The following is a 14,970-nucleotide window of genomic DNA, read 5'->3' on the forward strand; positions in this document are numbered from 1 at the left end:
GCTGACGGGCTTTTTGGCATCTACGCCTATTTCGGCGTTCCGCCGGCATCGCGCAGCCGGCACTCATATTGAGAGAGCAGCTTGCGCAGCGCGCCGCAGCTGTCGGCGAGGCTGCTCTCGCGGTTGCGCGCGCGCCAGAGCCGTTCGAACTCGCGGATGGTCTCCTCCAGTTCGCTCTTCAGCCGAACCAGCCAGTCGCGGCTCGATTCGGCGTCGGGCAGATTCTGCCCGAAAACGTACCGGTGCAGTCCGGCTCCCTGGCCGATCAGGCTCAGCGCGTTGGCTAGCTCGGCACGCGTGATGTCCGCGTCCGCGCCTTCAAGCGCGAGCGCTTGCAACTCCTTCTCACGCTCCGCCAGCCAAGCCTCCATCTCCGGGTAGCGGTAGTCGAGCTCGAACGGCGTGCCGCTACCGCCCATCAGCCGCTGAATCTCGACGTTAACGGCGAGCTGCCGCTCCAGCTCCACCTGCGTCAGCAAGCCGCGCCCCAGCAAGTAGCTCGTGTAAGTCATATTCTCGGCCGAGCTCCGTTCAAGCAGGTAATAGCGTCCCATCTCGAGCAGCAGCCGCGCGCCGCCGCCGCTTTTCTCCCTCAGCATTCGGCGCGAGACGTGGCGCTCCAACGGCGCCATCGCTTCGAGGTTGGCGTCCGACTGCCAGGCCGCGCCGGCCGCATAAGCATAGGCGGGATAGCTGGCCGCGAGCGGCTGCCAGTGCCCGCTGTCGCCCCAATCGCACACGATGAGTCCTTCGGCGCCGTAAGCCTTGCCGTTTCTGGCGGCATCGGCGATGTTCGCGAGCATGTTGTCCGTGCGCCCCGTGATGGCGGACCAGGTGCTCGTGCCGGGGCACACGTAATACGGCACGCCGCTCTCCTGCAGCCTGCGGCAGTGCGGTTCGTAAGGAACCGGCGCATCGTAGTTCCAGTGCAGGACGGTGACGTCGGCAGGAAGCTCGGAAGCGAGCTCCGGATGATGCGCGAGCACGTCGCCCCACATGAGCGTTTTTTTGCCGTGGCTTCGCACGATCTCGATCATGCGCAGGGCATAGTCGAAGTAGAGCCGCCCGACGCCGATCTCGTCGGCGCGCACCTTGCTCGCGCCCGTGCCGAGTCCGAACGGCTCGTCCAGGTTGATATTGGCGTATTCGGACCGGAAATTCGGCAGCAGCTCGTCGAACAGATCCTTCGCCAGCGCGACGGATCCCGGGTCTGCCGGGTTCAGCGTGAGCGGCGGGATCTTGAACGGGATCGGCGGCGGCGCGGGCATCCCGTCCGGATGCTCGGCCAGCTCGCGAAACGCCGGCTTCGCGAGCCAAGGCCCCATATGGCCGAGACAATTCTGGTTCGGCACGAGGTCTATAAATCGGGCTGCCGCGTAGGCATCCAGCGCCTGGAATTCCGCGGCGGTAACCGGCGTCGTGTCCGGGAACTGATCCGCGTACTTGCGGTAGTCGAAAGCAAAGCCTTCCATATAAAGCTGCAGGTGGTTGAACTTGAGCGCGGACAGCAGGTCGACCAGCCCGTACAGCGTATCCATCTTCGGAATCTTGCCCCGTCCGATGTCCAGCATGACGCCGCGCACAGGGAAGTCGGGCTCGTCCCGGACGATACAGCGCGCCCACTGCCCCGCCTCGCGCTGGCCCTCGATCATCTGGGCAGCGGTCAGCAGCGCGTAGTGCAGCCCTTGGGCGGTAGCGGCGGCCAGACGCAGACCTGCCGCGTCCCAGCTCAGCTCGTAGCCCTGCGGATGCATACTCGGGTCGCAAACGATCCGTGCCGCAGTTGCCGGGCTGTCTGCAGGATCTGCCAGGCCGTCGGCCTTGCCATCGTCTCGGAACGCGGGAGCGACTGCCGCGCTCAGGCGCTCGGCAGCGCCCGCCTCCTCCGCCATGCGGGCGGCGGCTTCGTCAGCCGTCAGCGTCTCGAAGCGCGTCGCAGCCGGCGAGGCCCCGCCGCTCGCGACGTACAGGCGCGGCTGCGGAAATAAATACGCAGGCGCCGTCATCGTGCCGTCTCCCCTTCCCCGTTAAGCTTGCGCAGCGTCGCCTCGAGCGCTTCCTCGGTGAACTTGCCTCCGCTGAACGAGAGCAGGCCGCGCAGCGGCATATGCGCCATGAACGCCTTCAGCATGGCCGCATGCTCGGATTCGAGCGCCGAGGCGAACGGAAGCGCCGCGGTCAACTGCTTGACGAAAGCCGCGCCGGCCTCCGACTTCTCCAGCTCGGACAGGGTCGAATTCCGTTGATAGACCGCAGGGCGCTCCGCCGTCGACCGCACCTCGACGGCGCCGGACAGTGTGATATCGCGCGAAGAGCGGCCGATCAAAATCTCAAATGTTCCGGTCTCGACCGTCCAGTCCGCCGCTTCCGCGTCATAGTAGGCGAAGCTTCGTTTGTCCAGTCGGAAGACGACGGTCTTCGATTCGCCCGGCGCCAGTGCGATCTTCTCGAAGCCCTTCAGCTCCTTGTCGGGCCGGATGACGGTACTATAGGCGTCGCGTACGTACAGCTGGACGACCTCCTGGCCGGCGAGCCCGCCCGCGTTGGTCACTTCGACCGACACCGTCAGCGTGTCCGTATCGCGCATTTCCTGCCGATCGAGCGCCAGGTTAGCATAGGAGAAGGTCGTATAGCTCAGTCCGTGACCGAACGGGAATAGCGGCTCGATCCGCTTCTTGTCGTAGTAGCGATAGCCGACGAAGATGCCTTCGCGGTATTCGACGCGGTCGCCTTCGCCCGGGAAAAACAAATACGACGGATTGTCCTCCAGCCTCGCCGGGAAGGTCTCCGCGAGACGGCCCGACGGATTGGCGTCGCCGAACAGCAGATCCGCGATCGCGCCGCCGAGCGCTTGGCCGCCTAGATACGCCTCAAGCACGGCTTTAGCCGAACCGAGCCATGGCATCTCGACCGGCGCGCCGTTGCTAAGCACGACGACCAGATTCGGCTGCGCCGCGGCGACCGTCTCGATGAGCGCGACCTGATTGGCCGGCATCCGCAGATGCGCGCGATCGAAACCCTCCGACTCGTAGCGCTTCGGCAGCCCGACGAACAGCACCGCAACCTTGGCTTCCGCGGCTGTACGTACGGCCTCCGCCGCCAGCGCCTCGTCCGGCGCCTCCGCGTCAAGCGCGTAGCCCTGCGCGTAGACGAGCGCCGCGCCTTCGCCCGCCGACTTCCCAAGCTCCTCGTAAATGTCGTCGAGCCGCGTCGGGTTAATTTGCGAGCTGCCCGCCCCCTGGTAGCGGGGCTCGCGGGCCATCGCGCCGATGACCGCGATGCGGCGGCCCTTGGCAAGCGGCAAAATACCGCCTTCGTTCTTCAGCAGCACCATGCTCTCGCGGGCGACCTCGCGCGCCAGACGGTGATGCGCGTCGACGTCGTACGTCGCGTCCGGCTTGCTTGAATCCACCGCCTTGAACACGATCCGCAGCAGACGCGCTACGGCCGCGTCGAGCTTCGACTCGGGCAGCGTGCCGTCCAATACGGCGTTCACGATCTTCCGTTCGCCCTCGCCGTTGCTCCCCGGCATCTCCAGCTCGAGTCCGGCGGCCAGTCCTCGTGCCCGCTCGTCGATCGCCCCCCAGTCCGAGACGACGAATCCCTCGTGGCCCCACTCCTCCTTCAAAATGCCGGTCAGCAGCCGTTCGTTTTCAGACGCATACTCGCCGTTGACCTTGTTGTACGCGCACATGACCGTCCACGGCTGCGCCTGCTTGACCGCCCCTTCGAAGCTGGCCAGATAGATCTCGCGCAGCGTGCGCTCGTCAACAACCGAGTCGCTCGTCATCCGGCGATGCTCCTGGTTGTTCGCCGCGAAGTGCTTGAGCGAGGTTCCTACGCCCTGGCTCTGCACGCCCTTGATATGGTTCGCCGCCATCTCGGCGGACAAGTACGGATCCTCGGAAAAGTATTCGAAGTTGCGTCCGCATAGCGGCGATCGCTTGATGTTGGCACCCGGGCCGAGCAGGATCGCGACGTCCTCGGCCTGGCACTCCCGTCCGAGGGCCTCGCCCATGCGCCGGATTAGCGCGCGGTTCCATGAGCTGGCGACGCCCGCGGCCGAGGGAAAGCAGGTTGCGGGCACGCTGTTGAACATGCCGAGAATATCCGCCGACGCCTGCTGCTTGCGCAGGCCGTGCGGGCCGTCCGTCAACATGACGGACGGAATGCCGAACCGCTCGATGCCCCTCGTATGCCATGTATCGGCGCCGGAGCAGAGGCTCGCTTTTTCCTCCAGCGTCATCTGCGCGACAAGGGCTTCGATATCGCGTGTCTCTACCATGTCCGAATACCTCCTGTAAGTAACTGATTTAGTCAATCGTTGAGCAATAGCGGACAAAAGTTCCGTTACTCCTACGATAGGGCGCGCTTCTGCGGGCGATAGAGGAAGAAAGTTCCCTTATTTGTACGAGTAGCGCGCTCCTGCGGGCGATAGCGAAAAATAGTTCCTTTAACCGTTCGGGCGAGAGGGTTATCTCTGCCATCAAGACTCCAGCAATCCGAACGAAACCGTCCGCACGTCGCGGCTGTTCGGACCGACCATGAGGCGGAATTCCCCAGGTTCGGCCGCATAACCGGCTGCCGGCGACCAGAAGGCGAGGTCGGCCTCACCGATCGCGAAAACGATCTCACGGGTCTCGCCGGGTTCGAGCGCTGCCCGCACGAAGCCTTTCAGCTCCATCACAGGGCGAACGATGCTGCCGCACACGTCCTGGATATACAGCTGCACGGTCTCGACGCCCGCGGGACCCGAAGCGTTCGTCACCGTCACGCGCGCTTCGAGCTTGCCGCCCGGCGTCAGCGTATTGCCGTCGAGCCGCAGTTCTCCATATTCGAACCGGGCATAGCTCAAGCCGTAGCCGAATGGATACAGCGGCTCGTTCGAGCCGTCAAGGTACTTGGAAATGAATTTCTCGCCCGCGTTGGCCTCCGTCAGCGGCCGCCCGGTGCGGAAGTGGTTATAGTACACCGGCACCTGCCCTTCGTGCAGCGGGAAGCTCATCGTCAGCCGGCCCGACGGATTGCGGGCGCCGGTCAGCAGGTCCGCGATCGCATGGCCAGCCTGCGAGCCGAGGAACCAGGTCTCAACGATGGCGTTCATATGTGCGTCGAACCAGGTCAGATCGAGCGGCCGTCCGTTCGTCAGCACCAGGACGACGGGCTTGCCCGTCGCCGCGACGGCTTTGGCGAGCCGCAGCTGCGCGTCCGGCAGCGCGATGCGCATGCGCGAGGCGGCCTCGCCCGACATGCCGCTGTCCTCGCCCAGCGCGAGCAGGACGATGTCGGCCTGCGCAGCCTGCGCGACGGCGGCCTCGATGCCGCCCTCGACCGGCGCGCTCACGCCGCAGCCCTGCGCGTAGAGCAGCCGATCCTCGCTATAGCCCGCGGCGACGAGCCCCTCGTACAGCGTGACCGTCTCGTGCCCGAAGCGCGAGAACTGCCATGGCCCCAGCAGATCCTTGCTGTCGGCGAACGGCCCGATTAGCGCGAGCTTGCCGCGTCCGGCAGGGATGCAATCCCGCGAAACGCCCGAAGGAAGGGAGGCCGCCGCGCCGGCTCCCTCAAGCCGACCGCTCGCGCCGCCGAGCGGCAGGACGCCGTCGTTCTTCAGCAGCACGACCGACTTCGCCGCCAGCGCACGGCTCGCCGCGAGATGCGGCTCGCTGAAATGCAGCTCCGCCTCCCGCTCCGGGCGAATGTACCGATAAGGATCGTCCATGAGACCGAGCCTGTACTTAAGCGTCAGGATGCGGCGTACCGCGTCATCGATTTGGCTCTCGGACAGCTTGCCCTCCGCGATCAGCTGCGGGATATGGTCGTAAGCGCGCGTTACCATCTCGATGTCCATCGTCGCGTCGACCGCCTTTTTGGCAGCCTCCTCGGTATCCCGCGCATGCCCGTGCTGCACGATCTCGTCCACCGCGCCGTAGTCGGAGATGAGTACGCCGGCGAAGCCGAGCTCGTCGCGCAGCAGCTCCTTCAGCAGCGTAACGCTTGCCGCGACCGGCACGCCTTGATAGATATTGAAGGCGTTCATGACCGAACCCGCGCCCGCTTCGATGCCCGCCCGAAAAGGCGGTAGGAAGACATTGCGCAGCGTCGCCTCGGAGATGTCCACGGTATTGTAGTCGCGTCCGCCTTCGGCCGCGCCGTAGCCGATGAAGTGCTTGAGACAGGCGACGATCGTATCCGGATCGTGAAGCGAGCCCCGACCGTCCGCGCCGCCCTGGAAGCCCTCCACCTGCGCCTTCGCGATGAGCGCGCCGAGATACGGGTCCTCACCGGCGCCTTCGACCACGCGGCCCCAGCGCGGGTCGCGCGAGATGTCGACCATCGGGCCATGATTGTAGACGATGCCCGAGGCCGCGGCTTCGCGCGCCGCAATCGCGGACGCCTCGCGAATCGCGTCCATGTCCCAGCTGCACGCCCAGGCGAGCGGCACCGGGAAGATTGTCTGCGCGCCATGGATGATGTCGTTGTTGAACAGCAGCGGAATGCCGTGCGGCGACCGCTCGACGGCGATTCGCTGCAGCTCGAACACGCGGCTCAAATCGAAGGCGCCGAGCACGGAACCCGCGCGTCCTTCGGCCACGAGCCGCTCCGGCGGATCGGACGCGACCGCGCCGCCGAAGGAGAAGTTCGAAGCCATGCACTGGCACATCTGGCCGACCTTGTCGGCGAGCGACAGCTTGCCGAGCAGTGTCTCGACCGCCGCGCCGATCTCCGCTTCGTTGCGAGGCGGCGGCGCGTCCGTCTTCCGGTAAGCGGCGATCTCGTCCGCAAGCGAAGCGTAGAGCGTGGGACCTCGCCCGCGGATACCCGCCAGCGCGAACACGCCAAAGGACGGCAGCCGCAGGCTGCCCTCGAAGGCGTCTCCCGCGAAGCGCAGCTCCACGCTCGTTTCCTCGTCCGGCTTCCAATAAGCGCTGCCGGTCGCGCGCAGCGTGCCGCCTTCGGCCTCTACGCGATCGAACCGTACCGGCAGCGGGAACGGCTCCATCGCCATATCGAGCGCATAAGCGCCTTTTTTCGCCACCTTGAACTGGAGCTTAAGCTTCAGGCGGGGCGTCTCTATAAATGCATGCCATAGTCCGAACATTGAACAATGCCTCCTCGTCGGATGCTTATCCGCGCGTAAAAATCCCTATGTCCTCAGGCGCTATCGCCCGTCCCCTAACCTGCGAAATGGCGGGCAGCGCAGTCTCTCAGCCCTTCACCGCGCCGATCGTCATGCCCTTGACGAAGTACTTCTGAAAAAACGGATAAGCGATCAATATCGGCACGACGCCGATGACGGCGATCGCCATGCGGAACGTCTCGCTCGGCAACGCCGCCAGCGCCTGGCTGCTTCCCGCGCCGCCGCTAGTCGTCAGGAACTGGATGTCGTTCATGATGCGGTTGAGCACGTTTTGCAGGCTGAACAGGTTCGGCTCGGTCACGAACACGAGACCGTTGTTCCAGTCGTTCCAATAAGCGAGCCCCTGGAACATGCCGACCGTCGCCAAGATCGGCAGCGACAGCGGCAGGACGATCCGGTAGTAGGTCTTGAACTCGCCGGCGCCGTCGATGCTTGCGGATTCGAGCACGGCAAGCGGCACGGTCGTCTGGAAAAAGGTACGCATAAGCAGCACGTTGAAGCCGTTCATGAGGAGCCACGGGAGCAATAGCGCCAGCAGCGTGTTCTTCACGTCGAGCACCTGCGTGTACACCATGTAGGTCGGCACGAGGCCTCCATTGAACAGCAGCGTGAAGAAGACGACGAAGGCAATGAACTGTCCGCCGGGCAGATCCCTGCGCGACAGAGGGTAAGCGAGCAGCGACGTAATCACGAGGCTCGCGAACGTGCCGATGACGGTTACGAGCACGGTGATGCCGTACGCGTGGAAGATTTGACTAGATTGGTTCCACAAGTATTCGTAGGCGCTGAAGCTGATGCGGGACGGGAAAAACGAGTACCCGTTCACGACGATCGTTTTCTCCTCAGTGATCGAAGCCATAAAAAGCAGGATAAACGGCAGTACGCAGGCGAGCGACAGCAGGATCAGGACCGCATGCGCGGCCCATTGCCATTTCCGGTTTTCAACGTCCATGTCGGTCCCTCCTTAGAACAACGCGTTTTCTTTGTTGATTTTGCGGACGATATAATTGGAGATCAGCACGAGCACGAAGCCGACGACCGACTGGTAAAAGCCCGCGGCGGAGGACATGCCGATATCGCCGAGCTGCATCAGGCCGCGGAACACGTAGGTGTCGATGACGTTCGTCGTCTCGAACAGCGCGCCCGAGTTCATCGGCACCTGGTAGAACAGCCCGAAGTCCGCGTAGAAAATCCGGCCGATCGCGAGCAGCATGAGCATGATGATGACGGGCGTGATCATCGGAATCGTGATCTTGCGGATCTGCAGCCACTTGGACGCGCCGTCGAGGCGCGCGGCCTCGTAATATTCGCCGTCGATGCCGATGATGGCGGCGAGGAAGACGATGCAGTTGTAGCCCACGCCTTTCCACAGGTGCACGAACGTCAGAATATACGGCCAATACTTGGGCTCCGTATACCAGGCGATCGGCTCGATCCCCAGCGCCGGCAGCAGCGTCTTGTTGAAGAAGCCCGTATCGGTGCTCAGCATTGCGTACACGAGATAGCTGACGAGGATGATCGAGATGAGGAACGGCAGGATAATGACGCTCTGATACAGACGCGAAGCGAACCTATTCTTGATCTCGTTCAGCAGGATGGCGACCGCGATGGCGAGGCCGAGCCCGAGCACGATGAAGACCGCGTTGTACAGCAGCGTATTGCGGGTTATGAGCAGTGCGTCGCTCGTCTTGAACAAATATTCGAAGTTGTCGAAGCCGATCCAGTCGCTGCCCCAGATGCCCTTGCTGTAGTCGATGTTCTTGAAGGCGATGGAGAGCCCGAACAGCGGCAAATAATTGTTGAGGACCATGTACGCGAGTCCCGGCACCAGCATGAGGTACAGCGGTATGAACCGGCGGAGGCTGCGGCGTTTGTTGCGGTGCGCGATCGTGGCCACCGTATTCTCCCCTTTCTTGTCGGCGGCGTAGGGTGCCGCCGGCGCTATGATTCGATTGTATCGGAGAGGCGAACGCCCCCACTACCGCTGCGGCGACTTCCGGTTTGCGCTTTGCCGACCACCTGCCCGGACCGGTCCGGATGCGGCGGATGAAACGGCAAACAACCCGGCCAATGCAAGATTGGCCGGGCACGGATGCGCGATTGTGCGATGAACTATTGAGCCGGATTGGCCTTGACCCACTCGTCCAGCTGCTTCTGCTTCTCGGCGACGATCTTGTCGATACCCGCCGACTTCAGCTTGGCGATGAACTCGGGCAGCACCTTTTCCGGATCGACGCTGCCCGTCTCGAGCGGCAGCTTATACTGGGTGACGACGTTGGACACCGCAGCGAACTCCGTCTTGACCGGCGTCGCGTCGAAGGCGAAGCCCAGCGCCTTGGAGTGCTGCGCGGCCTTGTTGAACGCGTCCATCTTGTTCCAGATGTCGGCGTCGCCGCCTTCCATCGTGTAGGACAGGAACTGGTTGCCGAACATCCATCCGAGCGGCATGTTGTAGGTCGTGCTGGCGGCGTCGACGCCGTCCGGGTACTTGATGACGCCGTCTTGTCCTTCTACTTTTGCGTAGTGCTCGCCTTCGATGCCCCAGTCGAGTAGGTTGACGATATCCTTGTCCGAATACATCAAGTTGAGGAACTTCATCGCCGCTTCGCGATGCTTGGAATTGACGGGAATGCCCCACATGGCGCCCGTGACGGTGCCGGTCCGCGCGATGACGGGCGTCAGCTCCTTGGCGACGACCTCGGTGCCGGCGGCCTTCCCTTCCTGCTCGGCGATGCCCGGTTTAATCGCGGCGAAGTAGGCGAATCCCTTGCCGGAGCGGAGCAGCTCGAACGTCGACGTCTTGTTCGTCGATGCGTCCTTAAGTACGTAGCCGTCCTGATACCACTCGCGAAACTTCGTCACGAGCGCCTTGTATTCCTCCGACTCGTACAGATCGACGACCTTCAGATCGTTGTCGTAGTTCGGCAGCACGCCCAGCGAGTCGCCCAGATTGTCGTAAGTCATGAAGCCGTCCAGGAAAGACATGTTGACGCCCGGCGGCACAAGCGGCGCGAAGTTAGTCTCGCCCGCCTTGACCGCCTTCAGAGCGGCTCCGAAGTCGTCGAGCGTTTTGATCGCGTCCACGTCGATGTTGTATTTGTCCACGAGGTCCTTGCGCATGATTACGCCGTAGCTGCTCGCCAGGTCGCGGACGGACGGCACCGCGTAGACCGCTCCTTTGATCTTCGGGACGTTGATATAGTCGGCGCCGACCGACGACTTGATGCCATCGCCGTATTGGCCGAGCAGCTCGTCGAGCGCGACCAGCTGGTTTTTGGCGACCATGCTGCTGTACAGGCCGCCGCTCACGTACATCAGGTCCATCGTCTCGTTGCTGGTGAACATCAGATTCGTCTGCTGCACCCATTCGCCCGAGCTGATTGCCTTCAGCTTGACGGTCGTGTTGATCTTGGCTTGCGAAATTTTGTTGATCGCCGCTTCGATGGCCGGCATCTGCGGAATAACGGTGCTGATCATCGGAAAAGTGACGGTGATCTCTTCCATCTTGCCGCTCGGCGCGGCCGATCCGCTGCCGGACGGAGCCGGATTGCCGCTTGCCGCCGAGCTGCCGCCCGGCGCCGCGTTGTTGCCGTCGTTGTTGCCGCCGCACGCCGACAGCGCTACCGCCGTCGCGAGCAGCAGCGAAGCCGCTGCCGTATTTTTCTTGCTCATGTTCGTTCCCCCCGCTTTGCTTGAATGGTGACTGTCTTTATTGTAAGCAAGCGCTGTCTCGGGCACTGCTCCGCTCACGACCTCGGGCTGTCACTTTGCCGACTTTGTGCCTCGCCTTGCCGGCCTCCTGCGCGCTGCTGGCGATATTCGGCCGGCCCCGCGTTCATGTACTTCTTGAACATGCGCGAAAAGTGCGAGAAGTTGGCGTAGCCGATTTTGCTCGCGACGGCGCCGACCGGCATGTCCGTGTTCTCGAGCAGCTGGGCGGCGATGTCGAGACGCTGCTGCAGCAGGTAGTCCGAGATGGACTGACCCGTGTCCCGCTTGAACACGCGGGTCAGATAGTCGGGGTTGAGGAAGACGTGCGCCGCGATGTCCTCTCTGGAGATGTCGGCGTCCAGATGCTCGCGGATATACGCTTTGGCCTGCTCCACCACGCTGGGCGAATGCTCGAGCGCCGCCGCGTAGTCCATCGCCTTGCCGACCGCATGGCGGATCCATGCCAGCGCGTCTTGCGCCGACCGGGTCGCGCGGGCGTACAGCTCGGACGAATCGCGATCGCCGAGCAGCCGGTGCGCCTGAATGCCTTTAACTTGCAATACGTAATGGACGGTCTGTTGAAAATCCTGCACGAACGCGCCGAGCAGCGAAGGCGTCAGTCCGCCGGCGCGCAGCCGTTCGCCGATGTAGATCTCGGCGGTATGCAGCACCTTGTCCCGCGCGCCTTCCTTCAGCAGAACCGCCCAGACGCCCATATCCGGGAGCGAATGCGCGCGCGCGTCGGCCGGCTGCTCGCCGGGAAGGAACGCGCGGCTGTCGTACGATACGTTGTTCGCGTCCCGCTCGAGCAGCCGCCGGTAGGCGTCCGCGATCTCATGAACGTGCGCAGGCTCGCCGATATAACAAGCCACGTCGCAATAAAAATACCGCGGACACGCCGCAATATACGCTTCGCAGGATGCTTTGAGACGCTGCGGGTCGACCGCTTCCCGGCCGTCCCCGCCCAGGACCGCCAGCATCGTCTCCTCAGCCGGCGAGAGCAGCAGTCCGCTCTCGTGCCGCTCCATCACGAGCTCCTCGGCGGACTTGCGCAGCGCGTAGGACAATATTTTTTTGTCGCGCAGGGAGAACTCCTTGTACCATCTCCGAATCCGGATCAGGACCGGGACGAAAACCAGTTCGCCCGAGTACGGGATATTGCGCGCTTCGGCGGCTTTGGCCACGGCCTCCGGCTGCGACGGAATGTCGTGGTTCAGGATGTCCAGCCAGAACCGCTCGACGAGCAGCGGCTGATGCTGCACCCAATACTTGCCGTACTGGCTGAATTCGCTCAGCTCGCTCTCTTCGTCGAACTTAATCAGCGCTTTGCGCACCGACGCTTCCAGGTCCGCATAGGGAATCGGCTTCAGCAGATAATCCAGGCTGCCAAGCTGAATCGCCTGCTTGGCGTATTGAAAATCGGCATGGCACGTCAGGAAAATCGTCTGCGTCTTCGGGTAGTGCGCCCGCACCCACTCCAGCAGCTGCAGGCCCGAGCCTTGGGGCATCTCGATGTCGCACAACAAGACATCGACCGGTTCCTCGCCGAACGCGGCCCTGGCCTGCTCCACGCCGTGCGCGGTCAACACGCGGCCGATGCCGATTGCGGCCCAGTCCACGCCCGAGCGGATTCCCTCTACCGCAAGCGGCTCGTCATCTACGATTAAGAGCGTATGCATCGCCTTTCGTCCCCTTCCCGTTCGCGTTCAGCGGCACCGCGATCTCCGTCACCGCGCCGTGCGGGTCGTCGTTGTAGCATGCCATCCAGGCTTGATCTCCGTACTGAAGGCGCAGGCGCTCGCGGGCGTTCCACAAGCCGATATGGTCGCCCTCGAAGTCCGTCGGCACGCTACCGGACCGGAAGTTCGACAGCGCCGCCTCCGAGTAGCCCGGCCCGTCGTCCCGGACGGTCAGGCACACCATAGGCTGCTCGGCCAGATCGTCCAGCGAGGCCTCGATCGTCAGCGTCGTCCGTCCATCCGCCCGGACCGCGTGCTTCATCGTATTTTCCACGATCGTCTGCAGCAGAAGCGGAGGCATCCGCGTCTCGCCGAGATAGTCGGGCACATGGATCGCGCATTCCAGCTGCCCGGCGAAGCGCATCCGCTGGATGCGCAAATAGTTGCCGATATGGCCCAGCTCGTCCTGAAGCAGCACGAGCGACCGGCCGCTCTGGAACATATAACGGAAGTACTGGACCAGGGACATCGTCATCTCCTGGATGAGGCCATACTGCTTGACCTGCGCCAAGTTATATAGGATGTTGAGCGAGTTCATGAAAAAGTGCGGGTTGATCTGCAGCTGCAGCTGCTTCAGCTCGGCGCGCTGCTTGCTGATCTGCTCCTCGTACACGTTAATCTTGAGCGTCTCGATCTGGGAGATCATCAGGTTAAAGGTTTGATTGACCAGCTGAAATTCGTCCGGCGCCCGCCGCTCCTCCATGCGCATGCTGAAGTTGCCCTGGCCGATCAGCCGCATGGCCGCGACCATCTTGCGGAGCGGCAGCAGCAGCAGCTGGCGAAGGAACCAGAAGCCGAGCGGCAGCATCAGCACCGCTAGCGCGATGACGATCGCCGTCGCCCGCTTGAGATACGGCAGGTTTTCGAGGATCGAGCGGTCCGGGATCGCCGCGGCAAGGCCGAAGTCCCCTTTACCCGACGATTCGCCTACGATGAGATGCGAATGGCCGCGACCCGACAAATAATACCCGTCGTCGAATCCGCGCGAGAAGTCGAGCTGCGCATCGTCCAGCGGCTGAGTGCTGTACAGCTGCTCGCCCGCCTCGTTCACCATGAGAACCGCGCTCGCGTCGCCTTCCCGCGTGCTGCGGAGCGGCTCTACCAGCGAGGACACCCTCACCCACGCGCCGATATAGAGATTGCCGTCGCCGAAGACGCGCACGAGATGGTACGGTCCTCCGATGCGCTCCGTCTTCCATGCGGCATTCGTATACTCCGGGTGGGAGATCAGCGCATCCACCTTTTGTTCCATCGCTTGGCGCATGGCGACGAGCTCCGCATAGGTGAACGAGCCCCGGAATGCATCCACGATATCCCGCCGGGCCGTGGAGTAGACGAAGAAGCCGTCGATATACGGGTAGACGGTCAGGTCGGAAGACAGCTTGCGCGAGACCGCGCTTTTCGCCAGCATATAGGCGTCCTCCGAAGCCGACTCCCCCATCGCTTGCACGTTCGGGTCCGTCGTCTGCAAGGCGACCATGTGCCGCTCGGCCTCGGTCAGCTGTCCGTCGATCTGCTTCATATAAATGCGGATCAGATTTTCGTTCGACATTGCCACCTGGTTGTGGACGACATTCACGCTGTATTGGTTGTTGTAGATCAGCAGCGCGATCAGCGGCAGCGTAACGGCCAATAGGCCAAGCACCAGCTTGACCCGGATCGAGCGCCAAGGAATATTCGCCAGTCGGCTGAACATGCGGGTTCCTCCGATCGGTGAAGACGCGTTTTTCTCCAGCTTACCTTCATCGTCAAGTATTGACTACCCCTGCGGCGACTAATCGCTTGCGGTTTGACGACCTGGGGCCCTATAATATTGCGCAAAGCCGCAGCAAAAACCGCCAGGGTTCTCCCTGACGGTAATGGTAAATATGAGCGGTGCGTTCGCAGACCCTCATCCGCGCCGACGTCCCGCCCTGCCCGCGAACAACAGCACCAACTCCAACACGACGCCGATGACCAATCCAAGCCCAAGCAGCTCCAGATAAACGAGCAGGCTCGAGAGATCCTCCCACCCCGTATTGCCGCGCGACGCGAACGCCATGAACAGCAGCCCGAGCAAGTTTCCCGCCAGGGTCGACAGGGCGAGCCACCGCGCGCCGAGCCAACCGGATATAGCAGCGAACGCGCTTACGACTAGCGCGACCAACAAAAAGCGGAAAGCGTGCACGGTTGTCCAAGGCTGCCCCAAAATAACGAATCGCACGAGCCAAAACAGCAATGTCGTGGCCAGCCAGGACATCGCGCCCCAGAAGAGCCACTGCTTGCTTCGAGAAGCGGGAATGACGCGCATGACGTTCACCCTTTCACCGGCGAGAATCGGCAACTAGCTTGATGCCATTCATTCATACGCTTATTATGGCATACCCCGATTCCGTTGGG

9 protein-coding genes are annotated in these 14,970 nt (G+C 63.0%); all 9 read right to left on the reverse strand.

What is annotated here, in order from left to right:
• Window positions 1-26: 26 nt before the first annotated feature.
• Window positions 27-2,006, reverse strand: coding sequence for a beta-N-acetylhexosaminidase (locus tag ACFOTD_RS05855; protein WP_378116662.1), 1,980 nt, complete (start codon window positions 2,004-2,006; stop codon window positions 27-29).
• Window positions 2,003-4,285 carry a beta-glucosidase family protein gene (locus ACFOTD_RS05860; RefSeq protein WP_378116664.1) on the reverse strand — a complete coding sequence of 761 codons (2,283 nt, stop codon included), beginning with the start codon at window positions 4,283-4,285 and terminating at the stop codon, window positions 2,003-2,005. Before ACFOTD_RS05860 ends, ACFOTD_RS05855 begins: the two co-directional genes overlap by 4 nt.
• 201 nt (window positions 4,286-4,486) lie before the next feature.
• Complete coding sequence (locus tag ACFOTD_RS05865) at window positions 4,487-7,102, reverse strand: glycoside hydrolase family 3 N-terminal domain-containing protein (RefSeq protein ID WP_378116666.1); 2,616 nt, start codon at window positions 7,100-7,102, stop codon at window positions 4,487-4,489.
• A 106-nt stretch (window positions 7,103-7,208) separates the two neighbouring features.
• Complete coding sequence (locus ACFOTD_RS05870; RefSeq protein ID WP_378116667.1) at window positions 7,209-8,093, reverse strand: carbohydrate ABC transporter permease; 885 nt, start codon at window positions 8,091-8,093, stop codon at window positions 7,209-7,211.
• Between the two features lie 12 nt (window positions 8,094-8,105).
• Window positions 8,106-8,975 carry an ABC transporter permease gene (locus ACFOTD_RS05875; protein ID WP_378117058.1) on the reverse strand — a complete coding sequence of 290 codons (870 nt, stop codon included), beginning with the start codon at window positions 8,973-8,975 and terminating at the stop codon, window positions 8,106-8,108.
• Window positions 8,976-9,253: 278 nt separating this feature from the next.
• Complete coding sequence (locus tag ACFOTD_RS05880; RefSeq protein WP_378116669.1) at window positions 9,254-10,813, reverse strand: ABC transporter substrate-binding protein; 1,560 nt, start codon at window positions 10,811-10,813, stop codon at window positions 9,254-9,256.
• A gap of 74 nt (window positions 10,814-10,887) precedes the next feature.
• Window positions 10,888-12,531: a response regulator gene (locus ACFOTD_RS05885; RefSeq protein WP_378116671.1), complete on the reverse strand. Its 1,644-nt coding sequence runs from the start codon at window positions 12,529-12,531 to the stop codon at window positions 10,888-10,890.
• On the reverse strand, window positions 12,506-14,287 hold the full coding sequence (locus tag ACFOTD_RS05890) for a sensor histidine kinase (RefSeq protein ID WP_378116673.1): 1,782 nt from the start codon (window positions 14,285-14,287) through the stop codon (window positions 12,506-12,508). Before ACFOTD_RS05890 ends, ACFOTD_RS05885 begins: the two co-directional genes overlap by 26 nt.
• A gap of 195 nt (window positions 14,288-14,482) precedes the next feature.
• Window positions 14,483-14,881: a hypothetical protein gene (locus ACFOTD_RS05895; protein ID WP_378116675.1), complete on the reverse strand. Its 399-nt coding sequence runs from the start codon at window positions 14,879-14,881 to the stop codon at window positions 14,483-14,485.
• Window positions 14,882-14,970 lie beyond the last annotated feature (89 nt).

Origin of the sequence: Cohnella sp. GCM10012308 (assembly GCF_042649185.1) — a bacterium.
GTDB lineage: Bacteria > Bacillota > Bacilli > Paenibacillales > Paenibacillaceae > Cohnella.